This window comes from Methylobacterium sp. Leaf93 (assembly GCF_001422345.1).
Classification (GTDB): domain Bacteria; phylum Pseudomonadota; class Alphaproteobacteria; order Rhizobiales; family Beijerinckiaceae; genus Methylobacterium; species Methylobacterium bullatum.
Genome location: NZ_LMMS01000030.1, coordinates 82,472 through 104,491 on the forward strand (window position 1 = coordinate 82,472; position 22,020 = coordinate 104,491).

The 22,020-nt window shown below is 65.1% G+C and carries 30 protein-coding genes; 23 read left to right on the forward strand and 7 right to left on the reverse strand.

Annotation, left to right across the window (positions count from 1 at the left end; all coding sequences use genetic code 11):
* Nucleotides 1-35: 35 nt before the first annotated feature.
* Entirely contained in the window at nt 36-749 is a 714-nt protein-coding gene (locus ASF26_RS20300; RefSeq protein ID WP_156463069.1) for a transcription termination/antitermination NusG family protein, read from the forward strand.
* Between the two features lie 502 nt (nt 750-1,251).
* On the opposite strand, the gene ASF26_RS22870 is transcribed toward ASF26_RS20300, so the two are convergent.
* The 6 genes from ASF26_RS22870 to ASF26_RS20320 all read right to left on the reverse strand — a co-directional run bounded on the left by ASF26_RS22870 (nt 1,252) and on the right by ASF26_RS20320 (nt 4,406).
* Entirely contained in the window at nt 1,252-1,878 is a 627-nt protein-coding gene (locus tag ASF26_RS22870; protein ID WP_156463070.1) for a hypothetical protein, read from the reverse strand.
* Between the two features lie 42 nt (nt 1,879-1,920).
* On the reverse strand, nt 1,921-2,112 hold the full coding sequence (locus ASF26_RS20305) for a hypothetical protein (RefSeq protein ID WP_156463071.1): 192 nt from the start codon (nt 2,110-2,112) through the stop codon (nt 1,921-1,923).
* Between the two features lie 195 nt (nt 2,113-2,307).
* Nucleotides 2,308-2,868, reverse strand: a complete 561-nt coding sequence (locus ASF26_RS22875; RefSeq protein WP_156463072.1) for a hypothetical protein — start codon at nt 2,866-2,868, stop codon at nt 2,308-2,310.
* A gap of 97 nt (nt 2,869-2,965) precedes the next feature.
* Complete coding sequence (locus ASF26_RS20310) at nt 2,966-3,622, reverse strand: YoaK family protein (protein ID WP_056258468.1); 657 nt, start codon at nt 3,620-3,622, stop codon at nt 2,966-2,968.
* Nucleotides 3,623-3,744: 122 nt separating this feature from the next.
* A complete protein-coding gene (locus ASF26_RS20315) occupies nt 3,745-4,119 on the reverse strand; it encodes a helix-turn-helix transcriptional regulator (RefSeq protein WP_056258471.1) in 375 nt (124 codons plus the stop codon).
* A 32-nt stretch (nt 4,120-4,151) separates the two neighbouring features.
* Nucleotides 4,152-4,406, reverse strand: a complete 255-nt coding sequence (locus ASF26_RS20320; RefSeq protein ID WP_056258473.1) for a type II toxin-antitoxin system RelE/ParE family toxin — start codon at nt 4,404-4,406, stop codon at nt 4,152-4,154.
* 314 nt (nt 4,407-4,720) lie between these two features.
* On the opposite strand from ASF26_RS20320, the gene ASF26_RS20325 reads away from it, so the two are divergent.
* The 18 genes from ASF26_RS20325 to ASF26_RS20400 all read left to right on the forward strand — a co-directional run bounded on the left by ASF26_RS20325 (nt 4,721) and on the right by ASF26_RS20400 (nt 16,623).
* Nucleotides 4,721-5,371 carry a hypothetical protein gene (locus ASF26_RS20325; protein ID WP_056258476.1) on the forward strand — a complete coding sequence of 217 codons (651 nt, stop codon included), beginning with the start codon at nt 4,721-4,723 and terminating at the stop codon, nt 5,369-5,371.
* Nucleotides 5,319-7,397 (forward strand): terminase gpA endonuclease subunit, encoded by a 2,079-nt coding sequence (locus ASF26_RS20330; protein WP_056258479.1) that lies wholly within the window; start codon nt 5,319-5,321, stop codon nt 7,395-7,397. Before ASF26_RS20325 ends, ASF26_RS20330 begins: the two co-directional genes overlap by 53 nt.
* Nucleotides 7,398-7,400: 3 nt before the next feature.
* Entirely contained in the window at nt 7,401-7,625 is a 225-nt protein-coding gene (locus ASF26_RS20335; RefSeq protein ID WP_056258484.1) for a hypothetical protein, read from the forward strand.
* Nucleotides 7,625-9,154, forward strand: a complete 1,530-nt coding sequence (locus tag ASF26_RS20340; protein ID WP_056258487.1) for a phage portal protein — start codon at nt 7,625-7,627, stop codon at nt 9,152-9,154. The genes ASF26_RS20335 and ASF26_RS20340 overlap by 1 nt, the downstream gene beginning before the upstream one ends.
* Nucleotides 9,151-10,050, forward strand: coding sequence for a S49 family peptidase (locus ASF26_RS20345; protein WP_056258490.1), 900 nt, complete (start codon nt 9,151-9,153; stop codon nt 10,048-10,050). Before ASF26_RS20340 ends, ASF26_RS20345 begins: the two co-directional genes overlap by 4 nt.
* A gap of 125 nt (nt 10,051-10,175) precedes the next feature.
* On the forward strand, nt 10,176-10,703 hold the full coding sequence (locus tag ASF26_RS20350) for a hypothetical protein (RefSeq protein WP_244476019.1): 528 nt from the start codon (nt 10,176-10,178) through the stop codon (nt 10,701-10,703).
* Nucleotides 10,704-10,705: 2 nt separating this feature from the next.
* A complete protein-coding gene (locus tag ASF26_RS20355; protein ID WP_056258496.1) occupies nt 10,706-11,086 on the forward strand; it encodes a head decoration protein in 381 nt (126 codons plus the stop codon).
* 4 nt (nt 11,087-11,090) lie between these two features.
* Nucleotides 11,091-12,143, forward strand: a complete 1,053-nt coding sequence (locus ASF26_RS20360; RefSeq protein WP_056258499.1) for a major capsid protein — start codon at nt 11,091-11,093, stop codon at nt 12,141-12,143.
* Between the two features lie 11 nt (nt 12,144-12,154).
* Nucleotides 12,155-12,427 (forward strand): hypothetical protein, encoded by a 273-nt coding sequence (locus tag ASF26_RS20365; RefSeq protein WP_056258503.1) that lies wholly within the window; start codon nt 12,155-12,157, stop codon nt 12,425-12,427.
* Nucleotides 12,427-12,795: a hypothetical protein gene (locus ASF26_RS20370; protein ID WP_056258505.1), complete on the forward strand. Its 369-nt coding sequence runs from the start codon at nt 12,427-12,429 to the stop codon at nt 12,793-12,795. The genes ASF26_RS20365 and ASF26_RS20370 overlap by 1 nt, the downstream gene beginning before the upstream one ends.
* Complete coding sequence (locus ASF26_RS20375) at nt 12,792-13,457, forward strand: DUF6441 family protein (protein WP_056258507.1); 666 nt, start codon at nt 12,792-12,794, stop codon at nt 13,455-13,457. The genes ASF26_RS20370 and ASF26_RS20375 overlap by 4 nt, the downstream gene beginning before the upstream one ends.
* A 28-nt stretch (nt 13,458-13,485) precedes the next feature.
* Complete coding sequence (locus tag ASF26_RS20380) at nt 13,486-13,980, forward strand: hypothetical protein (protein ID WP_156463073.1); 495 nt, start codon at nt 13,486-13,488, stop codon at nt 13,978-13,980.
* The gene (locus ASF26_RS22880; protein WP_156463074.1) at nt 13,980-14,147 is read left to right on the forward strand and encodes a hypothetical protein; all 168 of its coding nucleotides are present in this window, start codon (nt 13,980-13,982) and stop codon (nt 14,145-14,147) included. The genes ASF26_RS20380 and ASF26_RS22880 overlap by 1 nt, the downstream gene beginning before the upstream one ends.
* Nucleotides 14,148-14,296: 149 nt before the next feature.
* Nucleotides 14,297-14,491 (forward strand): hypothetical protein, encoded by a 195-nt coding sequence (locus tag ASF26_RS23575; RefSeq protein ID WP_056258515.1) that lies wholly within the window; start codon nt 14,297-14,299, stop codon nt 14,489-14,491.
* A 143-nt stretch (nt 14,492-14,634) separates the two neighbouring features.
* Nucleotides 14,635-14,778, forward strand: coding sequence for a hypothetical protein (locus tag ASF26_RS23580; protein ID WP_244476022.1), 144 nt, complete (start codon nt 14,635-14,637; stop codon nt 14,776-14,778).
* A gap of 9 nt (nt 14,779-14,787) precedes the next feature.
* A complete protein-coding gene (locus tag ASF26_RS20390; RefSeq protein ID WP_056258521.1) occupies nt 14,788-15,222 on the forward strand; it encodes a hypothetical protein in 435 nt (144 codons plus the stop codon).
* 20 nt (nt 15,223-15,242) lie between these two features.
* Entirely contained in the window at nt 15,243-16,190 is a 948-nt protein-coding gene (locus ASF26_RS20395; protein ID WP_056258523.1) for a phage tail tube protein, read from the forward strand.
* A gap of 43 nt (nt 16,191-16,233) precedes the next feature.
* A complete protein-coding gene (locus ASF26_RS20400) occupies nt 16,234-16,623 on the forward strand; it encodes a hypothetical protein (RefSeq protein WP_056258525.1) in 390 nt (129 codons plus the stop codon).
* Nucleotides 16,624-16,933: 310 nt separating this feature from the next.
* Here ASF26_RS20400 and ASF26_RS22885 read toward each other — a convergent pair whose 3' ends face one another.
* Nucleotides 16,934-17,245 carry a hypothetical protein gene (locus ASF26_RS22885; protein WP_156463075.1) on the reverse strand — a complete coding sequence of 104 codons (312 nt, stop codon included), beginning with the start codon at nt 17,243-17,245 and terminating at the stop codon, nt 16,934-16,936.
* Nucleotides 17,246-17,271: 26 nt separating this feature from the next.
* Between ASF26_RS22885 and ASF26_RS20405 the strand changes: the two genes are divergently transcribed.
* The 4 genes from ASF26_RS20405 to ASF26_RS20420 are packed head-to-tail and all read left to right on the forward strand — an operon-like array spanning nt 17,272 to nt 22,018.
* On the forward strand, nt 17,272-20,259 hold the full coding sequence (locus ASF26_RS20405) for a phage tail length tape measure family protein (RefSeq protein WP_056258528.1): 2,988 nt from the start codon (nt 17,272-17,274) through the stop codon (nt 20,257-20,259).
* Nucleotides 20,260-20,301: 42 nt separating this feature from the next.
* On the forward strand, nt 20,302-21,087 hold the full coding sequence (locus ASF26_RS20410; protein ID WP_056258530.1) for a hypothetical protein: 786 nt from the start codon (nt 20,302-20,304) through the stop codon (nt 21,085-21,087).
* Nucleotides 21,084-21,524, forward strand: a complete 441-nt coding sequence (locus tag ASF26_RS20415; RefSeq protein ID WP_056258533.1) for a hypothetical protein — start codon at nt 21,084-21,086, stop codon at nt 21,522-21,524. Before ASF26_RS20410 ends, ASF26_RS20415 begins: the two co-directional genes overlap by 4 nt.
* A complete protein-coding gene (locus tag ASF26_RS20420) occupies nt 21,512-22,018 on the forward strand; it encodes a hypothetical protein (RefSeq protein ID WP_056258536.1) in 507 nt (168 codons plus the stop codon). The genes ASF26_RS20415 and ASF26_RS20420 overlap by 13 nt, the downstream gene beginning before the upstream one ends.
* The last annotated feature ends 2 nt before the right edge of the window (nt 22,019-22,020 follow it).

Genomic DNA, 22,020 nt, shown 5'->3' on the forward strand with positions numbered 1-22,020 from the left:
CAAACGCACCCCATCCGATTCCAAGGGAGAACTCCATGGCTCGCACCAAGGGCAAGCGGCAGCGTGAACGAGAGCGCCGGCAGCGTCGCGACGAGCGAAGGGCAGAGCGCCGCGCATCGTCGGGTATGGGCGCTAGTCTCGGCTCCGCGACGAAGGCTGCCAGCGCCCGCAGCGCTGCCGACCCCATCTGCGGTGTGGCCTCGCCAACGATTGATCCGACCCTGTGCTGGTACATCGCCAAGACCACGCCTCGGATGGGCGTGCGGGCCCTGGAGGCGTTGCAGGCGGCCGAGGTCGTGACTTACCAGCCCCGCGCTTCGGAAGTCGTCGTACGCCGCGGCCGTCGTGTCGTCCGACGCACGCCGATGCTGATCCGCACGGTGTTTATTGGGGTGAAGGACGCGGGGCATCTCGCCGTCGCCAAGGACCGGCCAGGCATTGCCGAGATCGTTTGCTACCCCGTCGAGGACAAGTCGCTGGAAGGCAACGTCTCTGGGCCTGTCCTGAAGCCTGCTCGTCTCAATGCCGAAGGCCTTCAGCGGTTCGTAGACAGGATCGCCAAGGGTGAGATCGTGGAGCCGATGGGTATTGCGGTCGGCCAGCAGATCCTCGTCATTGATGGCCCGTTCGCCAGCTTCCCGGCAATCGTCGAGGAGATCCTGCCCCACGACCGCGTAAAGGTGTGCGTTTCGATCTTTGGCCGCGCATCGCCGGTGGATCTGGACATTGCGCAAGTGCAGGTCGTGTAATATATCGGATTACGCACGGTCACCGCTGTACTCTCCCGCCCAGGGATCGACGTTAAGCCGCGACGGAGACGGGTCAGACCGCTTCTCCACTTTGGAGGCTGGTTCCACAGCCCTGACCCCATTGGGGTACTGCTTGAACCCTAATGGGGTCAGAGCATCGAACAGTTTCGACGTAGCTTAGCGCAGTCCGGTAGCGCGCCAAGCTCATAACCTGAAGGTCCTCGGTTCGAATCCGACCGCCGCAACCATCATTCGGGCATGCACTGCGATCGCAGGGTTGCCGCCCCGGAGATCAGAGATTGAGCGAGTTTAGCCCAGTTTATCGTCTGGCGGGCTAAACTCGATAGGTTCGGGGCGCGGGCAGAGCAATCCTCCACGGTGAGAAGCGCCGTCACAGCCGTCGGTACCCCGCTGTCAGTTCCCGCCCGCATCAACCCCTTACCTGCAAAAGGAGCGTGGCCCTCAATCTTAAAGGCATAAAACGGACGTGCGAGGCCGTCGCTTACTTGCTATATCTCCGTAAAACTCTTCTTCTATAAAAGTGGATCTTGGAAAAAGAGTCATTCATTGTAGAATTTATTTTTGGATATGTTTCGTTCGGCGGCGGACCAGAAAGCCCAGCTGGGCTTAAAACGTAACGAGGATCCTTTGCTGCTGTTTCCAGCAATTCTCTCCGCGCGTTATTGTTTATTCTATAGTATTTGATGGCTTCAAGTAAATCTTTGTCCTTGACTAGCACCGCGTGTCTATCGGTAACAGGTAGAGGTGCGTCTAAGTTCACTGATATTGTACTGTCGACAACAAAAGTTGTTTCCGCTCCTTCGGTGTCAATGCGATTTTGTGGTGCGGTAACGTCAATAAAACTCCCATCTGGTCTTTGCCAAACAGCATGATGCATTGCGTTTATGAATACACCAGGGAACCATTCGATCATCCAACCAAATATTATACTGCCTCCACTATTTTTTACATTCTTATCCACGTTTGTATAGCATGATCCAGCTGGCATATTTCCTTTTCTTAGAACCAATAATACTTGAGGTGCATCACCAATACTAGATAGAATGGACTGCAGCGCCGGGTGATCGAGCGGAAAATCTTCTAACGGATAAACAATAAGCTGGACCATTTGCCCGCCTTGAGGTGTGAAGTGATAACAATACCGTTCGGATCATCCATCTCGACAGGCGTGCACGCAAGCATGTTCAAGCGCGTAGATGCTGTTCGACAGCCCGGCGAGGACGAACAGAAGCGCAAGCGTGAAGCCGAGGATCGCGCCCGGCTCGCCCGCTTCAACAATGACTCGGCCGGCATCGGTGAAAGCTACCCTTGGTCGCTCGGCGTGTCCGGCGCTGGCCGTCATGTCCCCCATTCTGCAGACTACTCGCCTTCTGACAGTGGTTCGTCATCCAGCGATGGCGGCTCGTGTGGTGGTGGGGATTGAGCGGTGGCCCATCTCACCACTCTCAAGCCTAGCCTAGGAACCCTAGACACCCGCACGGCTGTTCCGGTACCTGCTGTGTGGCGAAGCCAGAGAAAGATGGGCGGTAGTTCGACCTCATAAACCTCCAGGATATGAGGAAAGCCAGCTGGCCCATTTTGTCTTCAGGACGGCCACGCGCGCCCAGTCAGATGGGAAGAGGTCAAAGCCGCCATCGTATGGCGCAAAGATCTCCCCCGTGGCTCTGGCCATCCAAACCTCATGAGCTGTTTGCCTGTCGGCAATCGACATAAGTGACGTGTCGTGTGCACCTGAACGCCATTCGATCAAGCTGACCTCGCTACGCAATATGCCGAGATCCTCATCATCATCGTTATACACCCACTCCAAGGTAGGCCCGCCCTCAGCAGCTTTCTCTCCGAACCAATAATAAGACGCGATCATCCAACAAGGTGCGCCCTCGCCAAGCACCTCGGCCGCAAGAATATATGCTCGGGCGAGTATCGTCGCGCGTTCGGCTGCATCCTCGGCATAGCGCTTGGATTCAGGAAGAGCATGAAATCGGACCCAGGGAATTGGTCTGGCCCTCAGAAGCCATCCTGTTGGCTCTTGGTTTGGATGGAACCGTGACCAGTCCGCCCGGAACTGCTCGTTCATTGTTTCAGGATCAGATTTCATCGCTCGCCTCCCGACTATGAAGCCTCGCATCGAGACAACGGATGCGCGAACGGCGGAATGATTGAGACTCACCGCTCGCCATCTATGCGGCCTTCCTTCAGGCCCTAACCTGATGCGCCCTAGCGAATAGCGCGGCCATACACGCGAGGCAGGCTGTTAGGGCAGCAGGGAAGACAAGGGCGAAGATGCCGATGGTGCCGTAGACAGCGGCTCCGCCAATGGCTCCGATCAGTAGGGCCAACCAGACTGCGGCATCACCGACCCAGCCCAGGGGCGGCCCCGTCTTGGTGAAGGCGGCGGCGATCTTCTGACCGAGGCTGAACAGAGCTCCTGTGACGAAGGTCGTTCCTGCTCGAAAGCCTTGCACCGAGCCGAGAACCGCGTTCTGCGCCCCCATGGCAAGAGCCAGGAAGAACGACACCAGGCCTAGATCTGGCAGCTGCAGCCCAAGGGCGAACGCTCCGAAGACCAGGATGGCCTCGTAGGTCAAAACGATCGTCGTCTTCCAGGGCGCGGGCGTGACGATCGACAGGCCACTGGCAATGGTCGACCCGAGGAGGAACGTGGCGATCAAGACGGCCGGCCTTACGATGCCGTCCACCGCACCATGAGAGATGGACACCCCCATCTGGGTGGTGTTGCCGCTCATGAACGATGTGTAGAGCCCGGTCAGCTGGATGAACCCTATCGCGTCGATGTAGCCGGCCAGCCCGGTGAGCAGCAGGCCGAAGGTAAGTTGCGACGGTCGGTTCATGTTGCTCGTTTCAGCGGGTTCGTAAGAGGCAGCTTATCCCTACCACCTCGCCATCGCCTACCTCACAAGCCCTCACGCTCACCGCCTGGAGGTGCTCGGTTTGAATCCGGGCACCGCAACCATCATCCCACCAGATCGTCGATAGTCAGCGATAGCGCATCGGCAATCTTCCGAAGGGTATCTACGGTGCCTTCGCGCTTCCCCGTCTCGATCTGAGAGAGGAAGGGCTTTGCGATACCGGCCTTAGCGGCAAGCTCTTTGGCCGACATACCGCGATACTCGCGCCAAACGCGAACACGGTTTTCGCCATCGAGAAGGCGGTCTACGATATCGGAGGGGATGAGCTCCTCCTCACCGGAGGCGAGACGCTTCTCGATACGGTCGAATGCAGCGTTGTCGGCGGCATCCTCGGCTGCTTCGACAAGGGCGGCATACTCGGCTTCGGGGATGAGGACGAGACGTTCCCCCGCAGGGGTGATGATGGTCTGAGCGTTCATGGCGATTCCTATAAGGACAAGCCGGGGTGGTTTCAGTCGTAGGCTTCCCCTCGTGGGGCAACCTTCAGGACGGCGACGACTTCGCCGGTTTCGTTGAAGAGGACGCGCCAGTCTCCAACCCGAAGACGGAGGCGGTTCTCGTAGCCCTGCAGCGTCTTGACGTTGTTTGCCAGCGACTCGGGATCCTCAGCGTACTGCTTCACCTTCGCGCGGATCAGCGTTGAGACGTTGGTCGGCATCCGGCCCAGCGTCTTGGTCGCTTCCTTGGTGTAGGTGATCTGGCGCATGCTGATTATGTAGCAGATTGCTACCGATAGAGCAATAGCAAATTGCTAATTCATGCTGCGGGGTCGGTGCGATGTCTCGCCTCTCATACCCTCAAGCCCTGCATCAGAACTCTAGACAACCGCACGGCCATCCCAGCCTCTAAGGCGGCAGACGCCGTGATGCGAGCTGTCCATCCCCTCACCGCCTGGTGGGACGCCCGTCCTAGGGCCGGGGGACCCTGGGAGGGTCAGGTCTATACGGGTGGTCGGGCCCCCAGATGTTTCTAGCGCCAGGGTCCGAAAACCCGGTAACACGGTAACAGGTAACAGCCGGGATGAGCGACGCGAGCGGGCCAAAGTTCCTAAACCAAGCCGACTTCGCTCGTCGGCGCGGGGTGTCCCGAAAAGCCGTAACTGGCTGGAAACAGAAAGGCTTACTGGTAGTTTCTGATGTGGGTTTGATCGACGTCGAGGCGTCGGAATGGAACCTGGATCAGCGCCCTGCGAACTACCGAGGAGGTGTTACCCACCGCCCGATCCGAGCCGTTACCGGTAACACTTCGGCGCGCGAGCCAACGGCACCAGCGAAGCCAAAGCCTGACACCTGGCAGAAGCTCGGCGAGGCGATGCCGAGGCCGGCGGCTCTTCCGGACAGCGACGACGAGACCGAGGACATAGGGCTGCTCGACCCGACGAACCTGACGCTGCCGGACGCGATCCGGCGCAAGGAGAATTTCCTGGGCCTCCAGCGCAAGCAGGAGGTCGAGAAGAACGACAAGAAGCTCGTCGATCGCGAGGCGGCCGAGAAGCTGTTCTTCGACACCGCCCGTGATTACCGCGATGCTTGGCAGTCCTGGCCGGCGCGGATCGCGGTGGTGATGGCAGACGAGCTGAAGGTCGACCCCCGTGCGCTGACGACGATCCTGAACGCGCATGTCAAACAGCATCTCTCCGAGCTCGGAGAACCCTCGGCCGAGTTCGCTTGATACCGAGAGCCTCGCGAAGGCCTGGCGGAAGGGGGCGACTCCGACCCCGAACCTCGACGTGGTCCAGTGGGCCGAGCGCTACCGCAGGCTGAGCAAGGAATCGTCGAACGGCGGTCGTTTCATCGTCTCCCGGGTCGAGGTGGCCCGCGGTCCGATGCTCGCAGCGACCGAGCCGGGCGTCAGCGTCATCACCCTGATGGCATGTACGCAGCTCCTCAAGACGACCGTGATCGAGAATATCCTCGGCCGGTTCATGCACATCGACCCGTGCCCGATCCTGGTGGTCCAGCCGAAAGACGACGCGGCCGAGACCTTCTCGAAGGACCGGCTGGCGCCGATGATCCGCGACACTGCGGTCCTGCGGGAGATCTTCGGGGATTCGAAGTCACGGGATGCCGGCGCGACCCTGACCCACAAGCAGTTCCCCGGCGGGCACATTACGCTCGTCGGCTCGAACAGCCCAACCAACCTCGCGATGCGGCCGATCCGGCTGCTCACCTGTGACGAGATCGATAAGTATCCACTTTCCGCCGGCGGCGAGGGCTCGCCCATCGACCTTGCCGAGGAGCGCCAGGCCGAGTTCAAGGCCAACAGCCTGTCTGTGCGGGCCTGTTCGCCCACGGTGGCGGGCCGCAGCGCGATCGAATCCTCCTATGAGGAGAGCGATCAGCGCAAAGCGTTCGTCGAGTGCCCTGGCTGTCATGGCTGGCACCCCTTGGAGTGGGAGCAGGTCCGCTTCGACAAGGGCGAGGACGGCAAGATCCGGGCGGAAACAGCCCGCTACGAATGCGTGGCCTGCGAACATCCGATGACCGAGCCTCAGCGGCTCGTGGCGCTCCGTAAGATCGAGTGGCGGCAGACCCGGTCGTTCACCTGCTGCGGCGAAAACCAGTCTCCGGAGCGCTGGGCGCCTGAGGCCTACGGCGTTCGAAGGGCCTTGTGCATCCATTGTGGCACCGAGGCGGTGCCGAACGACCATGCTGGGTTCCAGGCGTCGAAGCTCTACGCCCCGAAGCAGACCATTCGCGAGACGGTGGCGAAATTCGCCCGCGCGCTACGTCGGGGACCGGAGGCCTTGCGGACCTTCTTCAACACGCAGCTTGCCAGGACGTGGAAGGAAGGCGCCGACGCGCCGGACTGGCAAGATGTCTACACCCGCAAGGGGCGATACCGCAGCGGGACGGTGCCGTTCGGCGGCCTGATCCTGTTCGGCGGCGTCGACGTCCAGAAAGACCGCCTCGAGGCGAGCATCTGGGCCTTCGGGCGCAACCGCGAGCGCTGGCTCATCGAGCACCGGGTGCTTCCGGGCGACACGAACCGCGCCGAGGTTTGGAGCGAGCTCGAATCTCTGTTCTCGGAGACGTGGCCGCACGAGGGCGGCGCGGAAATGACGGTTCGGGATTGGGGTGTGGATTCCAGTGGCTTCACTGCCGAGGTTTACGCTTTCGTCCGGCGTCAGGCAGGCCGTCCGGTCCATGCCGTCGACGGTCAGGACAGCTACGCGGCGGCCTTCCTCGGCGTCGGCGCGAAGGATGCGACCCCAGCGGGGAAAAAGCTGCGCCGCGGCCTGAAGACGATCCGGGTCGGCGCCTCGTTCGCCAAGCAAGAGCTGATGGGATGCCTGTCTCTGCAGCGCCCGCCGGACGGACGGCCCTTCCCGGCCGGCTTCGTCCACCTGCCTGAGGATGTGACCGAGGATCAGGTGAAGCAGCTGACGGCCGAAGAGCTCGTCACGCATGTCACCCGGGGCCGGACACGGCGCGAATGGGTGCCGATCGGCGGTCGGCGCAACGAGGTGCTCGACTGCGCCAACTACGCCCGTGGACTCGCCGCCATGCGCGGCTGGGATCGGTGGCGTGAGGTGCATTGGCGGGATCTGGAGGCTTCGCTCGGCGTCGAGCGGGGCGGGGTCATCGTCCCGACCGAGATCGAACAACCGACAGTCGCCGCCGGCTCGCTGGCGGCCCGGAACCTTCAGCGCGCCGCTGGCCGCCGCAGCAAGGTCCGAAGCAGAACGACGAGGTAGCGAATGGCCGACGACCTCGACAAGCGCATCGCGAACCTCAAGCGATCCATGTCCAGCGGCGTACTGCGCGTGGAGAGCGCCGACACCGGCAGCGCGACCTATCGCGGCTATGATGAGATGCGACAGGCCCTCTCCGACTTGGAGCGCCAGAAGGCCGCGCAGGAAGCGGCTGCGGGCGGTCGCCGCCGTACCCGTCAGATTGTCACCACGAGCCGCAGCGGGTGGTGATGGACCTCTCGGGAGAAGACGTCGCCGTCGCGCGCGAAAGCCAGCCCTACGATGTTGCCAACGGCTCCGGCCGGCGGTCGCGCTCGTGGCGGGTGGGCAGCTACGGTCCGAACTCGGCGATTGTCTACGCGCTCGACGAGCTGCGGAGGAAGTCGCGCGACCAGGCGCGGAAGAACCCTTACGCCGGCGCCGCCGTCGACCGGCTCGTCACCAACATCATCGGTACCGGCATCGTGCCGCGTTCCATGGCTGCGCGGTCCGTCGAAGGGCTGTCCAAGCCTGCCGCGAAGAAGCGGAAAGCCGAGGACGCAGCCTTCCGCGCCCGGATCCAGAAGCTGTTTCTGGCATGGACCGACGAGGCCGACAGCATCGGCGCGCACGACTTCTACGGCCTGCAGGCCCTCGCGGTCCGGGGCATGGTCGAGGGCGGCGAGACGTTCACCCGCCTGCGCACCCGCCGGCCCGAGGATGGCCTGACCGTTCCGCTGCAGCTGCAGCTTCTCGAAGGCGACCACTGCCCGCATTTGAAGACCGATGCGGCGGCCCGCATTCGGCAGGGCATCCAGTACGACGCCATCGGCAAGCGTACGGGGTATCATCTCTATCGTGAGCATCCCGGCGATGGGGTTGTCGCAGCCGGCTTCGGTGAGCCCGTGCTCGTTCCGGCGGTCGACATCTGTCACCTCTACCGCGCCATGCGGCCCGGGCAGGATCGCGGTGAACCGTGGCTCGCCCGCGCTCTGCGCACCCTCTACGACCTTGACGGCTACCTCGACGCCGAACTGATCCGGAAGAAGAACGCTGCCCGCCTCGTCGGCTTCGTGAAGCGGGTGCTCTCCGACGGATCGGAGGGGCCGCTCGGCACTGACCCGGGTGACGATGACGGTGTGGCCACCCTCGACTTCGAGCCCGGCACGATTCAGGTGCTGGCCGACGGCGAGGACATGACCTTCAGCGACCCAAAGGACGTCGGACCCAACTTCGAGATGTTCGTCCGCGAGTCGAAGCGCAGCGTCGCGGCGGCCTGCGGGCTCCTCTACGAGATCCTGAGCGGCGACTACAGTCAGCTCAACGACCGGACCCTGCGCGCCGCGCTCAATGACTTCCGCCGCGCCGTCGAGCAGTGGCAGCACCACCTCGTCGTGTTCCAGCTGTGCCGGCCGATCTGGATCCGGTGGATCGACCTCGCGCTGCTCTCCGGTGCGCTCCGCCTGCCTGAAGGGATGACCCGGCAGGACGCCTACGCTGTCAACTGGATCCCGCAGGCCTGGCCGTACATCCACCCCGTCCAGGACGTTCAGGGCAAGACCATGGAGATCCAGGCCGGTCTCTCGACGCGCACCCGCAAGGTTGCCGAGGGCGGCTACGACTCGGAGACGGTCGACGCCGAGCAGGCCGGTGACAACGAGCGGGCCGACGCCTTGGGTCTGACCTACACCAGCGACGGCCGGCAGAAGTCCGCATCTGCGACAGCGACCGACGACGGTCCGGACGCCCCCAACCCGCCACCGACCCAGGAGCCGGAATGACTCGCGCCCTGCATGCGCTGACGGGTGAGCCCTGGGCGATCCGTCCCGACTATCTCCACTTCATGGCGAGCCTCGCCACCCTCGACCGGATCGAACGCGCCGATCGTCGGGCTGGCGAGGGCGATGCCTGGTTCCGCCAGGACCTCGCCGCCGTGATCGGCGGACAGCCCCGCCGCCTCGACGGAGCCCGCTACGCCATGGCGACCGCCGACGGCGTCGCGGTCATCCCGATCACCGGCCCGATCTTCCCGCGCGCCAATCTCATGACTGAGATGTCCGGCGGCGTGTCGGCGGCGATGCTCGCCAACGACCTGCGGTTGGCACAGTCCCACCCCGATATCGGCGCGATCATGCTGCTGGTGGATTCGCCCGGTGGCTCGCCGACCGGCATCAACAGCCTCGCCGATCAGATCTACTCGACCCGGGGCCGCAAGCGCGTCATCGCCCACGTCTCGGGTTCGGCAGCTTCAGCTGCGTACTGGATCGCCTCGTCGGCGGGCGAAGTCACCACCGAGAAGACCGGCATCCTCGGCTCGATCGGCGTGGTGGCGGGCATCTCCAAGCAGGTCGAGCCGGACGCGTCCGGTTCGATCGCCATCGAGATCGTCTCGTCGAACGCTCCGAACAAGCGTCCGGACCCGCAAGCCGAGGACGGTGTCGCGGAGATCCGCTCGCTCCTCGACAGCATCGAGGCGCAGTTCATCGCCGACGTCGCTCGCGGTCGCGGCATCTCGGCTTCGAAGGTCAAGGAATCCTTCGGCGGCGGCGGCGTGAAGGTCGGCGCCCAGGCGGTTGCCGCCGGCATGGCCGACCGCGTCCAGAGCTACGAGCGCACCTATTCCGAATTGGCCCGCACGGCGTCGAACGAGCGCCAGGCGAGAGCCGCGCGGCGGTAGCCGCGGATCATCCACGGCGAGAGCCGGGACACGGGCGCTTCGGCGCTCTCCTCACCACCCTGGAGAATGGAATGTCTGGCGATCTCGCTGGCCTTCGTCGCGACCGCACGAAGGCATCCGACCGTATGAACGAACTTGCGACCGCAGCCCGCGGCCGCTCGATGACCGACGACGAGCAGCGCGACTTCGACGCTGCCGCGTCGCAGGTCACCAGTCTCGACGCCAAGATCGCGACGGCCGAGGCCGAGAAGGATCGCACCTCGACCACCTCGATCGACCGCACCGACGCCTCGCAGATCGCGCGGCTCTGTGTCGAAGGCGGCGTGCCGAATATGGCCGCGACCCTCCTCGCCGAAGGCGTCTCCCTCGATGACGCCAAGAAGCGGATCGGCGCCGCCGGCGAGGCCCAGAAGCTCGTCGCGCTTGCTCGCCGCAAGGACGCGAGCATCCCCGAGGACCTCGCTGCCACCATGCTCGCCGACGGCAAGTCGGTCGAGCAAGTCCGGGCGGCCCTCTTCGACAAGCTCGTCGCGGGCGAGGAGCGGACCTCGATCTCCTCCCACGTTCCCGCCGCCATCCCGGCCGGCCCCACCGCATCCGCCAACAGCATGGAGCGTGAGCTCAAGCGCGCTGGCCTGAAGAAGGACGCCTGATCATGGCCCTGCTCGAAACCGCTCAGGTTGGCTCCGACTGGCTCAAGGTCGAAGACGCCAGCTACCGCAGCCGCGATACCGCCATCATCGCCGCCGGCGCCGGCAAGCTGAAGACCGGAACCGTGCTCGCCCTGGTGACCGCCACCGGCAAGTACGTCCCGGCCGCAGCCACCGGCTCCGACGGCTCGCAGACCGCGAATGCGGTGCTGTTCACCGCTGTCGACGCCACCAGCGCCGACCAGAAGGCCGTGATCGTCTCGCGGCACGCCGTCGTGAGCCACAACGGACTCACCTACGGCCCCACCATCAACGATGCGGCGAAGCGCGCAGCGGCCAACGGCCAGCTGAAGGCGGCGGGCATCATCGTGCGCGAAGGAGCGTAAGCCGATGCCCATCCTCGACATCTTCAACCAAGATGCGTTCTCGGCGGCCTCGCTGACCGGCAGCATCTCCATGGTGCCGAACGCCTACGGCCGCATCAATCAGCTCGGCATTTTCACTGCCGAGCCGATCGCGACCACGTCCGTCATCGTGCTCATCGAGAACGGCGTGCTCAACCTGCTGCCGACCCGCCCCCGTGGCGGTCCGGCCTCGCTCGGTACCCGCGGGAAGCAGAAGCCCGTGTCGTTCGTGGTTCCCCACATCCCGCACGAGGACAGCGTCCTCGCCACGGACGTGCAGAACATGCTGGCGCTGACGAACGACGGCAACGTCGGCCTCGAAAGCGTGCTCGGCTTCCTCAACCGGAAGCTAATCACGATGCGGCGCAAGCACGCCATTACCCTTGAGAACCTGCGCATGGGTGCCGTGAAGGGCATCATCCGCGACTCCGACGGAAGCGTGCTCCTCAACCTGTTCACCGCCTTCGGCGTCACGGAGCAGGTCGTCGACTTCGCTCTCGGCACCGCCAGCACCGACGTGCTCGGCAAGTGCCAGGACGTCACCGCCTACATGGAGGACAACCTCCTCGGTGAGACGATGACGGGCGTGCATGCGCTGTGCTCCCCGGAGTGGTTCCGGAAGTTCACCACGCACGCCACCGTCAAGGAGGCGTTCAAGTACTACCAATCGGGGCCGCAGATCCTCCGCGAAGATGTCCGCAAGGGCTTCACCTTCGGCGGCATCACCTTCGAGGAGTACCGCGGCAGCGCGTCCTTCATGCAGGAGGACGGCACCACCAGCGCGCCGCAGCGCTTCATCCCGGCCGGCGATGTGCGCTTCGTCCCGCTCGGCACCACCGACACCTTCACCAACTTCTGGGCTCCCCCGGACTTCTGGGGAAGCGTCAACCAGGCGCCCGGCGGCGCCGACTCCGAGGTGTTCGTGGCCCCGCTCGAGCCGAAGAAGTTCGGCAAGGGCATGGACATCCACACCGAGTCCAACCCGCTCCCGCTCGTGAAGCGCCCCGCGCTCCTCGTGCGCGGCACCACCTCGAACTGACGGAGGGCGTCATGCGACTGCGCGAAAAGGGCAAGAAGGACGTCGTCACCCTGGGCTGGGACGAGGCGCAGGCCGCGCTCCAGGCCGGCACGCACGAGGTCGTCAACGACGACGACACCGGCGGCGCGATCTCCGGCGAGCAGGGTCCCGAACCGGACGGCAACGAGGACGGCCTCGACGGCAAGTCGAAGGCCGAGCTCGAAGCTCTCGCCAAGGAGAAGGGCGTCGACATCTCGGCGGCCCGGACCAAGGCCGACATCATCACGGCGCTGCGCGCGACGTGATGGATGCGTTCGCAATGGGCGTCGATGCCATCTTCGACGACCCGAACCTTGCGATCGATGCGATCTGGCGCGCGGGCGGCGGCTCCGATGGGGTCTCCGTCCGCGTGATCAGGAAGACGCCCGAGGCCGTCGTCGGTCTCGCCGGCAATCAGTTCGACCTCGACGCCATGCTGATCGACATCCGCCTCTCCGAGGTCGCTGTGCCGGCGAAGGGCGATGCGGTCGACCTCCTCGACGACGATGGAGAACTCACCGAGACGCTGCTCGTCATCGGCATGGGCAAGATCGACACCCGGCGGCTGGTCCGCACCTGCGAGGTGTCGGCCGTTCAGCCCGACGACCCGGACGAGGATCCGGACGAGCCGTGAGATACCGGGCCACCGTCCCCGACATCCGGCAGGCGCTGTCCGGCGCGGAGGTCCAGATCGCCAAGTCGGTCACGACGGCGATGAAGCAGGTCACTGAGGGCCTGAAGCAGGATCTGCGCGACGACGTGACCTCGTCGGGCCTCGGCCAGCGCCTCGCAAACACCTGGCGCGGTCAGACCTTCCCGAAGGCTGGCGAGAGCGTTGACGCCGCCGCCTACGTCAGCACGAACGCACCGAAGCTCATCGACGCCTTCGACCGCGGCGTGACCATCGTCGCCAGCGGCCGGAAGTACCTCGCCATTCCGACGCCCGAAGCCGGCGTCCGGCAGATATCGAAGCGCCGCACGAAGGGCTCGACCGACAACACCCTAAGCCCGGCATCATGGGAGCGGGAGACGGGCGTCAAGCTGCGCTTCATCCCGACCCGCACCGGTGGCGTGCTCGTCGCCGACGCCTTCTACCGGCGCCAGGCGCGGCGCTACCAGGGCCGCAAGTCCTTCCGCCCCATCAGGGAGACCGGGCCCGACAAGGGGCGCCAGTTCGTCGTGATCTTCGTGCTGGTCAAGCAGGTGAAGCTCCGGAAACGCTTCGACATCGATGCCACCGCCAAGCGCTGGGCCGACCGGATCCCGAGCGCCATCGCCGCCAACTGGCAGGCCTGACGCCCGCTTATCCATGGAGGGGACCGCGATGTTGCGATGTGTCGCTCTGTCGATCCTTGCCCTGGCCGTCCTGTTCGGCGGCGCGGCTGCGGAGGCTCCGCCGCCGATTGCGCCCGGCGTCCCGGTCAGCGTCACGCTTCAGCCCGTGGCAGTCTACGACAAGGACGGGAAACTCGCGGGTTCACCCGAATCCCCGATGACGGTCCTCTCTACGCCGTTCGTCCGGTCTGGGACGGGCGATCCCATTATTTTCGACGGCATCACAACCACGGCGAAGCAGTTCGCTATCACGAAGCCGGCGGACGCCACCTCCTATCGCTTCGTGAACCCGTGCAACGTCGATGTCCGGATCCGGAAGGTTTCGAGCCTGTCGGAGAGCGTGACCCTCCGCACCGGTACTCGGTTCCTCGCTCGCTCCTCCGAGACGCTGGGCACGAGCCAGCCGACGTTCGTCTCCCTGATCGCGACCGCCGCGCCGACCGGCGAGTGCGCACCTGAACTCCAGTATGGGCGAGGTGGCTGATGCGTGCCCTGAACTTGATGGGCGGGGTCGTTATCCTGCTCTGGATCTTCGTCACGATACCGGCCTGGGCGGATGGGCGTCCCGCCTCGCCCTTCGTCTGGTTCTTGGCCCTCATCACTGCGGCCGCATCGGCATGGCGTTGCTTCCGCGATGCTTTGGAGCGGTGAGATGCGTGTCCTCTGGCTCCTCGCCTGCCTCACCATCGGCCCGATTTCTCCGGCCGAGAGCAATCTGCGTTCCGCCAGCCCCATGATGGGCGACGGCGTCCAGCGTACCGGCCCTCAAGGCGAGCCCGGCACCAAGGGAGACAAGGGCGATGCTGGTCCGAAAGGTGACGCCGGAGCGGCGGGCGGAGTTGGACAAACAGGCCCTCGCGGAGATCCAGGTGTTCCGGGACCGGCTGGCCCGCCAGGAATCGCAGGGCCCACAGGGGTTCAGGGTCAGACTGGTCCTCAAGGCGTGCCGGGCGTGCCTGGATTGGTGGGAGCGACGGGTCCGCAAGGCTCAGTAGGCCCTGCCGGCGCCCCAAAGCGCGTCGAGCGCTACACCGCTACGTCCAGCACAAGCCTGACGGCCCCCGTCGCCACCTTCACGTGGCCGGCATGCAGTTCGGCGCCCGACGTCGACATCATCCCCACGTGGTCCGGCAATCAGATGATCGTCGGTGGCGTGACGGCTCAGACCCTGTCGGGTGCCACCGTCGCGGTGAAGCGATCCAAGCCCACGCTGCTGCTGACGGACGGTCCGTTCGAGCCTGCGCCGTCGACCGCCGTCACCATCCGCCTCATCTGCAACTAGGCGGGCCACATGCCGAGCAAGCGCGAACAGGTGATCCAGGCCGTTGCGGCGCTGGTGAAGGCCGCTCTCCCGAAGGCGGCCCACTACCGCAACGAGGTCAAGCAGCAGACGATTCCGGCCGGCGGCTACGCCAACGTCGACGACGGCGACCCGGGCGAGCCCGATGTGACGCTGAACCCGACCACCTGGATCTACGAGCACGAGATCCCGCTGGAGTTCGCGGCCAACAAGACCGCTACCGTCTCCGCCGAGGTCCGCCTCGACAAGATGCTGCAGGCGGTCGGCGCCGCCGTTGCCGCTGACCGGACGCTCGGCGGCCTCTGCGATTACGTGATGGTCCAGGCGGCCGTCACTGAACCCCTTACCGCAGACGGTGCGCCCGTCTCCCGGTCCGCCCTCGTCGGCCTCATCGCCGTCTACGGCACCACCGATCCCCTGAACTGATCCGACCCGAGGAGACGACCATGGCAAGAGCCCGCGGCGCGAACGCCATCATGACGGCTGCGTTCGAGACCACCTACGGAACCCCGCCCACCACGGGCTACCGCAAGCTGCCGTTCGTCTCGTCGGCGCTGGGCGAGGAGCAGGGCCTCATCTCGTCCGAGTTGCTCGGCTATGGGCGTGAGCCTCTGCCGCCGACGCGCGACGTCATCAACAACGACGGCGACGTGGTCGTACCGATCGACCTGCGCAATTTCGGCAACTGGCTTCGCCTTTACATGGGCGAGCCCGTCACGACGGCGGCCGGCGCGGTCAACACGCACGTCTTCTCCTCCGGCAAGCGCGATCTTCCCTCGGCGACGGTCGAGATCGGCCTCCCCGAAGTCCCGAGCTATGGCCAGAACTTCGGTGTTCGCGGCAACACCATGCGCGTCCAGATGCAGCGCTCCGGCCTGCTCACGGCGACCCTCGGCCTCATGGCTCAGGGTGAGAACAAGCTGGGCGCCTCTGGCTCCGGCACGCCGCTGGAAGCCTCAATCGAGCGCTTCTCCCCGTTCCAGGGCAGCATCACCCGCGGCGGGACCGCGCTCGCGTCCGTGGTCTCGGCCGAGTTCACCTACTCGAACAACCTCGACAAGGTGGAGGTCATCCGGAACGACGGCCGCATCGAGGATGCCGACCCCGGCATGGTCAGCATGGACGGCTCGATCGTCGTCCGGTTCGCGAACACGACCCTCCTCGACCAGGCAACGAACGGCACGCCGATCGAACTGACCTTCGGCTGGGTCACGGACGCATCCCGCTCGCTGATCTTCAAGGCCCATGCTGTCTACCTGCCGCGAGCCAAGACCCCGGTCACCGGCCCCGGTGGCGTCCAGGCCACCTTCGCCTTCCAGGCGGCCAAGGACATGACGCTCGGCAAATCCGTCACCGCGACGCTGGTCAACAACGTCACCGCGTACACCGGCTGATGCTGCCTCGCCTGATTCCCCTCGCACCTCCGGTCAGTCCCACATGCTGAAGCTGAAACCTGCCGCCACCGACCTCGCGTGGCTCGATCTCCTCCCTGGCGTGCGCGTCCGCGTGAAGCCGATCAGCGTCGCCATGGTGCTGATCGGCCGCGACGAGGCGGGCAAGGTGTTCACGCAGAACCGGGTGGCGTCGGAAGCCGATGCCGAGGCCGGGAACCCCAATGTTGGGACGCATGCCGGTATCGCCCTCGTCCGGTCGCTGGCTCATGCCGGGATCGTCGAGTGGGAAGGTGTCGGAGACGCCGACGGAAACCTCGCCCCGGTCACGCCCGAGAACGTCGACCTGCTCCTCGACGAATGGCGGGCTTACGACGCCCTCGACCGCCTGTATGTCGGCCCCGCTCTGGACCGAGGGGCGGAAAAAAACGCCTGAAGGCCCTCGCCGAGTGGCATTTTGCCGACGAGGGTCAGGAATACTGCGCCGCCTGTAAGGTCCAGTGCGAGGCGTGCCCCTACAACGAGAATGCCCCCCAGACGGCCGACGGGGTCAGCGCCTGGGCAGTCATCAGAGCCTGCGGCGCTCAGGTCCGGTTCGGAAAGACCGCCCCTTACGGCCTCGACTACGCCTCGGTGCTCATGATGGCCGACGCGATGGGCGCGAAATCTGCCCTACTGGCCGAAGCGCTCCCCTCCATCGAGGTCATTATCATGGGCGCATATCGAGATAGAGCCGCGCGGGAGGACTAGCGACGCTTAGCGCACTCCCAAGCGTCCTCCCAATTGACCATTCCCTGTTTATAGTAATGCCTTTCAACACAACTGTTTATTTTCTCTTTGTCGGCCTCGTCAGCCGTCTCGGATATGATCTGTAGCGCGACCATAGCGACTACACTACCCTTCTTGCATTCATCAAATTTAGACGAAGAACCGGCTGACTGTATTTTGCAAAACTGATCAATCTTGCGATCTGCTTCGGTTATTCCCCTTCTGCCGGCATGGGCGCTGGAAGCAGTTGCGACCAGCAATAAGCCGACGATCGAATGCGTAAATTTCATTCTGGGCTCTCAAAAAGGGAGGCGTGATGACTCAATCTGTCGCAATCCGCCTCGGTGTCGAGGGCGGAGCCGAGGTCAAGCGCGTCTTCGACGATGCGGGAGCGGCTGGAAAGCAGGCGTTCGACGGCGTGGTCGTGTCCATGGACAAGGCCGGGACCGCATCCGACCGGCAGGTTCAGCGGTTCCAGCGTCTCGCGCAGGCCGCCAAAGAGGCCGAGGCCGCTGGCCGCGCGCAGACCAGCATCAACTCCCTGCTTGGCGTTGAGACGGCCCCCAGCGTGTCGGCGCGTAGTTCGGCGGGCGTATTCGAGCAGCAGCTTCGGGCTGCTGAGGAAGCGGAGCGTCGGAACGCCGCCATCGCTGAGGCTCGGGCGGCGCAGTTCGCGACGACGACCCAGGCGAACCTCTCTTCGATCTACGGCATCGGGTCCACGCCATCGAAATCCGCCCGGGCGTCGGCTGAGGTCTTCGAGGAAGCCGCGCGCGCCGCCGACGAAGAGGAGCGCCGCGCCGCCGCCCTTCGTGATGCTCGTGCAGCTCAGATGGCGGCTACCAACCAGGCCAACGTCTCGGCCGCCTATGGCGTAAACGCCGCTCCAGTGAAGTCCGCGCGCGCATCGGCGGAGGTCTTCGAGGAGGCGGCTCGTGCGCAGGAAGATCTGGAGAAGCGGGCCAGCGCCCTTCGTGAGGTCATCGACCCGCTCGGCGCCGCGCAGCTGCGCATGAACGCTGCCGTTGCGAACGCGGACGAGCTGCTGGCAAAGGGCTCGATCAGGGTCACGGAGCATACCGCTGCCGTTGCGAAGGCTCGCACGACCTACGACGAGTTCGCCAAGACGACCGAGCGTCAGCGCACCGGCGGGCTGCGTCCGGACCAGCTGCAGAACCTGACCTATCAAGTCTCGGACGTGGTCGCCTCTGCCGCCAGTGGGGCCTCTCCGCTGACGATCCTGCTCCAGCAGGGCGGACAGGTCATGCAGACCTTCGGGCCGGGACAGGGGGGCGTCTCGGGCGTCCTGTCCGGCGTGGCTGAGGCGGTCGGAAAGCTGGTCACGCCGCTGACCGCGACGGCTGCCGTCATCGGCACGATCGGTGGCACGCTCGCCTACGCCTACAGCACCTATTCGGCGGGCCAGCGCGAGGCGCAGATGTCGCTGAACGGCATCGGCCGTCTCAGCGGCGCGACCGTGGCCCAGATGAACGCGACCGCCGAAGCTTCGGCGCGCCAGGGTGAGGTGTCGGTCGCTTCCGCACGTGAGATGGCGGGCGTCTACGCCTCGACCGGCCGAATCGCACCGCAGTTCTTCGGCGACCTCATCAAGATCCAGCGCGATTACGCTGCCACGACGAAGCAGGAAATCCCCGACGCGACCCGCGATTTGGCCGGCGCACTGGCCAATGTCGCCACCGGTGTCGATGCGCTGGAGGCGAAGCTCGGCCCGCTCGGGGGCGGTGCGGGCGACATGGCGAAGAAGCTCGCCGCGGCGGGTGACCAGACCGGTGCCGTGAAGGTCATCCTGGACGCGCTGCCGGCGACGCTGAACAAGGCATCGACCCAGATGGGCGGCCTCTCGCGCGAGTGGGAGCGGACGAAACAGGGCTTCTCCGACAACATCAATTTCATCGGCAAGGCCCTGTTCGGCGAAGGCACCGATACGTTCGAGAAGCGGATCGCTGACGCTCAGGCGCGCCTGGCTGAACTCGAAGCCTCGCGCTCGAAGTACGGCAATCGCTCCAACTCCTACCTTTACGAGGCCGAGGCAACCCGGCAGCGCAAGGTGGTTTCCGATCTCCAGGCACAGGCCGAGACCGCCCGCAACGCCCCAGCACGGGCCCAGGCCGACGACATCGCGAACCAGACCAGCCGCGCGACAAAGCTCGTCAACCCCGAGCTCGCCAGCATCGAGGCGTTAGAGGCTGTCCGGGACCGGATCGGCAAGGGTGTGTCCACCGTCCTGCTGAGCCCGGACCCCAAGGTCAACGCCAGCGCTCAGGAAGCGCTAGAAAGCTACAAGGCCCTCGACGCGCAGGTCGTCGAACTGCGTGCGAACCTGAGCAAAGGCGGCGAGGCGGCGGCATCGGCGCTGAAGCAGGCCGACTTCGCCAAGTCGACGGCCGATCTGCAGGGCTACTCGCTCGCGGTCGCGCAGGTAAACCACCAGTACGATCAGCTCGTCGAGCAGGCGAGGAAGGCTGGCGACGCCGGCCGGCGCACGGTTTCGGTCGAGACGCTGAACGAGGCCCGCGCGTCTGCCCTGGCTGCTCTCGCGTCACAAAACCGGCAGGCGGTCCTTCGCTCGACGGCCGTGCCGAACGATGCTGTCGCGACCACCATCATGGCGGAGAGCAGCGGCGACAATAACGCCAAGAACCCCAACTCGTCGGCGCTCGGAGCCGGCCAGTTCATTAAAAGCACTTTCGTCAACCTGTATCGGCAGTACGATTCCGAGGCCGCCGCCGAAATCGACGCATCAAGTGCGAACCGAAAGGAAGCCGACGAGCGGATCGCACGGCTGCGGACCGACAAGGCCATCAATGAAAAGTACGTGGCGATCTACCTTCAGGAGATCACCAACTCGCTGATGAAGTCGGGGCTCGATGCGTCTCAGCGCAACGTGCAGCTCGGCTATTTCCTCGGCCCAGAGGGCGCGAAGCGCATGCTGCGCGCGGACCCTTCGGCCAATGCAGCCTCCATTGACCCAGCCGCTGCGGCCGCAAACCAGCGCGTGTTCAAAAACGGGAACGCCACGGTCCAAGATATCCTGAACTATGGCCAGTCCCGCGTGACCGGGAATGGTGCACCGGCTCGAGCCTCGAATGAACGTGTCGTCGCCATCCGCGCCGAAACGGCCGCCTACGACCAGAGCGCGTCCCGTCAGGAATACCTCCGGGCAGTCCAAGATCAGCTGAACGCAGCTCGTGAGAACGGGGAAGAGATCGGCATCCGGTTCAAGACCGCCGAGGAGTTGCTGGCGTCCAAATCCAAGGACCTGACGACCGAGCTACAATCGTAGAAGGCGGCGCTCATTGAGGTGGCGACGGCTCGACAGAGAGTCGTGGCGACCGCGCTGTCTTCGCGGTTCGAGCGAGATACCGCGAACGCCTACAGCGCGCTTGGCCGGACCTCCGAGGAGCAGTCCGCCTACATGGGCGCCCGTGGCTACGCGGAGGGGGGCACCAAGGAGTTCGACACCTATCGCGATCGGCTGCGTGACCTGCAGCGCCTGTCGGAGACCAAGAGCTCGACGGGCGGGTTCCTGAAGGATCTCAAGAACGATCTCTCACAGGGCGCGTCGCTGACCACCGCCATGTCGAACGCGCTGGGCCGTCTGGCCTCGCGTTTATCGGACAAGGTGCTGGATAGCGCGGTCTCGATGATGTTCGCCGGATCGAGCAAGGACGGCGGCTCGATCGGCACCTTCCTCAGCAGCATCCTGCCGAAGTACGCCACCGGCATGACGCCGGCCGGGGTGGTCTACGGGCCCGGCACCGGCACGTCCGACAGCATACTAGCGATGATCTCGAACGGAGAATCCATCGTCAACGCAGATGCCACCCGGCGCTTCGGTCCGGTCATCAAGGCGATGAACGAGAACCGGCTTCCTCGATTCGCCGGCGGCTACGTGCCGAAGTTCGATGGCCCGGCCAACTCGAGCGGTCCGCAGCCCGTCGACCTACGGATCATCAATCAGTTCGAGGACGCCCGGGTAGAGAAGCGCCAGGTGCCCGACGGCCGCGGCGGCAAGCGCGAGGAGATCCTCATCCGCGAAGCCTTCGTCCAAGGCGCGAGCACCCGTCAGGGACAGCAGGCCATGAATCAGCCGAGGGTCGCCACACGATGATCCCCGTCTGGCCCGCCAGCCTACCTCAGCGCATCCTCGCCGAGGGCTTCAACGAGGGATTCCGCGAAGGCCGGTTGCAGACCGCGCCCGAGCGGGGCGTCCCGAAGTTGCGCCGCGGCTCGTCGGCCGTCGGCAAGCCGATCCTGCAATCGATCAAGGTCGACGCCGAGCAGTTCACGACCCTCGAACGCTTCTGGGAGGTCGATACCGGTGGCGGTGTCCGCCCGTTCTGGTTCCCCGACCAGACCCGCGGCGGCATCCCGATCCTGACGACCGCCGGCGAGCCGATCCTGACGCCCTACGGCGCGCCGCTGCTGAACGCGAAGTGGTGGCTCGTCCAGTTCGGCGGCACCGCTCCCAGCGCCGGCACCCGCACCCGCGGCATGTCCTACGTGGTCCCTGTTCCCATGACGGTGCTGTACTCATGGGCCGCCTGATCTCGCTGAACGCTCGGCAGGCGATGAACGCCTCGGCGACCGACGACGGGCCGGTGATGCTGATCAAGATCACGCATGCCACCCTGCCGGCGCCGGTCTACCTGTCGAGCGATCCGACCATGCGGTTCTCGATGGATCCGCTCCGCTATGGCACCCGCCACCAGGGGCAGGACTACGACTTCGTCATCATGGGCGCGATCATGCCCGACGATGAGAAGGACTCGCCGCCGAAGACGACGCTGGCGTTCGAGAACGTGGCACCGGACATGGCCGCGCCGCTGCGCGCGATCTCCTCGCCGGCCCGCATCGACCTAACGGTGGTGATGGCCCTGTCGCCGGACGTCGTCGAGGCCCGCTACACCAACCTGCGCGGCGTGAAGGCGTCCTACGACGCCGACGCCGTGTCGCTCGACATCTCGCGCGAGCCCTACACCTCCGAACCCTGGCCCTCCGGCCGGTTCTCGCCAGCCCGGTTCCCTGGCCTCTTTCCGTAGGC

What these genes read in the sequence shown, in the direction of transcription:
- ASF26_RS20300 (WP_156463069.1), top strand. Translation starts at nt 36, where the DNA reads ATGGCTCGCACCAAGGGCAAGCGGCAGCGTGAACGAGAGCGCCGGCAG.
- ASF26_RS20405 (WP_056258528.1), top strand. Translation starts at nt 17,272, where the DNA reads ATGACTCAATCTGTCGCAATCCGCCTCGGTGTCGAGGGCGGAGCCGAG.
- ASF26_RS20320 (WP_056258473.1), bottom strand. Translation starts at nt 4,406, where the DNA reads ATGCGCCAGATCACCTACACCAAGGAAGCGACCAAGACGCTGGGCCGG.
- ASF26_RS22880 (WP_156463074.1), top strand. Translation starts at nt 13,980, where the DNA reads ATGCGTGCCCTGAACTTGATGGGCGGGGTCGTTATCCTGCTCTGGATC.
- ASF26_RS20395 (WP_056258523.1), top strand. Translation starts at nt 15,243, where the DNA reads ATGGCAAGAGCCCGCGGCGCGAACGCCATCATGACGGCTGCGTTCGAG.
- ASF26_RS23575 (WP_056258515.1), top strand. Translation starts at nt 14,297, where the DNA reads ATGCTGGTCCGAAAGGTGACGCCGGAGCGGCGGGCGGAGTTGGACAAA.
- ASF26_RS20340 (WP_056258487.1), top strand. Translation starts at nt 7,625, where the DNA reads ATGGACCTCTCGGGAGAAGACGTCGCCGTCGCGCGCGAAAGCCAGCCC.
- ASF26_RS20310 (WP_056258468.1), bottom strand. Translation starts at nt 3,622, where the DNA reads ATGAACCGACCGTCGCAACTTACCTTCGGCCTGCTGCTCACCGGGCTG.
- ASF26_RS20355 (WP_056258496.1), top strand. Translation starts at nt 10,706, where the DNA reads ATGGCCCTGCTCGAAACCGCTCAGGTTGGCTCCGACTGGCTCAAGGTC.
- ASF26_RS22875 (WP_156463072.1), bottom strand. Translation starts at nt 2,868, where the DNA reads ATGAAATCTGATCCTGAAACAATGAACGAGCAGTTCCGGGCGGACTGG.
- ASF26_RS20380 (WP_156463073.1), top strand. Translation starts at nt 13,486, where the DNA reads ATGTTGCGATGTGTCGCTCTGTCGATCCTTGCCCTGGCCGTCCTGTTC.
- ASF26_RS20335 (WP_056258484.1), top strand. Translation starts at nt 7,401, where the DNA reads ATGGCCGACGACCTCGACAAGCGCATCGCGAACCTCAAGCGATCCATG.
- ASF26_RS20325 (WP_056258476.1), top strand. Translation starts at nt 4,721, where the DNA reads ATGAGCGACGCGAGCGGGCCAAAGTTCCTAAACCAAGCCGACTTCGCT.
- ASF26_RS20305 (WP_156463071.1), bottom strand. Translation starts at nt 2,112, where the DNA reads ATGACGGCCAGCGCCGGACACGCCGAGCGACCAAGGGTAGCTTTCACC.
- ASF26_RS23580 (WP_244476022.1), top strand. Translation starts at nt 14,635, where the DNA reads ATGATCGTCGGTGGCGTGACGGCTCAGACCCTGTCGGGTGCCACCGTC.
- ASF26_RS20390 (WP_056258521.1), top strand. Translation starts at nt 14,788, where the DNA reads ATGCCGAGCAAGCGCGAACAGGTGATCCAGGCCGTTGCGGCGCTGGTG.
- ASF26_RS22885 (WP_156463075.1), bottom strand. Translation starts at nt 17,245, where the DNA reads ATGAAATTTACGCATTCGATCGTCGGCTTATTGCTGGTCGCAACTGCT.
- ASF26_RS20360 (WP_056258499.1), top strand. Translation starts at nt 11,091, where the DNA reads ATGCCCATCCTCGACATCTTCAACCAAGATGCGTTCTCGGCGGCCTCG.
- ASF26_RS20345 (WP_056258490.1), top strand. Translation starts at nt 9,151, where the DNA reads ATGACTCGCGCCCTGCATGCGCTGACGGGTGAGCCCTGGGCGATCCGT.
- ASF26_RS20370 (WP_056258505.1), top strand. Translation starts at nt 12,427, where the DNA reads ATGGATGCGTTCGCAATGGGCGTCGATGCCATCTTCGACGACCCGAAC.
- ASF26_RS20415 (WP_056258533.1), top strand. Translation starts at nt 21,084, where the DNA reads ATGATCCCCGTCTGGCCCGCCAGCCTACCTCAGCGCATCCTCGCCGAG.
- ASF26_RS22870 (WP_156463070.1), bottom strand. Translation starts at nt 1,878, where the DNA reads ATGGTCCAGCTTATTGTTTATCCGTTAGAAGATTTTCCGCTCGATCAC.
- ASF26_RS20400 (WP_056258525.1), top strand. Translation starts at nt 16,234, where the DNA reads ATGCTGAAGCTGAAACCTGCCGCCACCGACCTCGCGTGGCTCGATCTC.
- ASF26_RS20350 (WP_244476019.1), top strand. Translation starts at nt 10,176, where the DNA reads ATGAACGAACTTGCGACCGCAGCCCGCGGCCGCTCGATGACCGACGAC.
- ASF26_RS20330 (WP_056258479.1), top strand. Translation starts at nt 5,319, where the DNA reads ATGTCAAACAGCATCTCTCCGAGCTCGGAGAACCCTCGGCCGAGTTCG.
- ASF26_RS20315 (WP_056258471.1), bottom strand. Translation starts at nt 4,119, where the DNA reads ATGAACGCTCAGACCATCATCACCCCTGCGGGGGAACGTCTCGTCCTC.
- ASF26_RS20365 (WP_056258503.1), top strand. Translation starts at nt 12,155, where the DNA reads ATGCGACTGCGCGAAAAGGGCAAGAAGGACGTCGTCACCCTGGGCTGG.
- ASF26_RS20420 (WP_056258536.1), top strand. Translation starts at nt 21,512, where the DNA reads ATGGGCCGCCTGATCTCGCTGAACGCTCGGCAGGCGATGAACGCCTCG.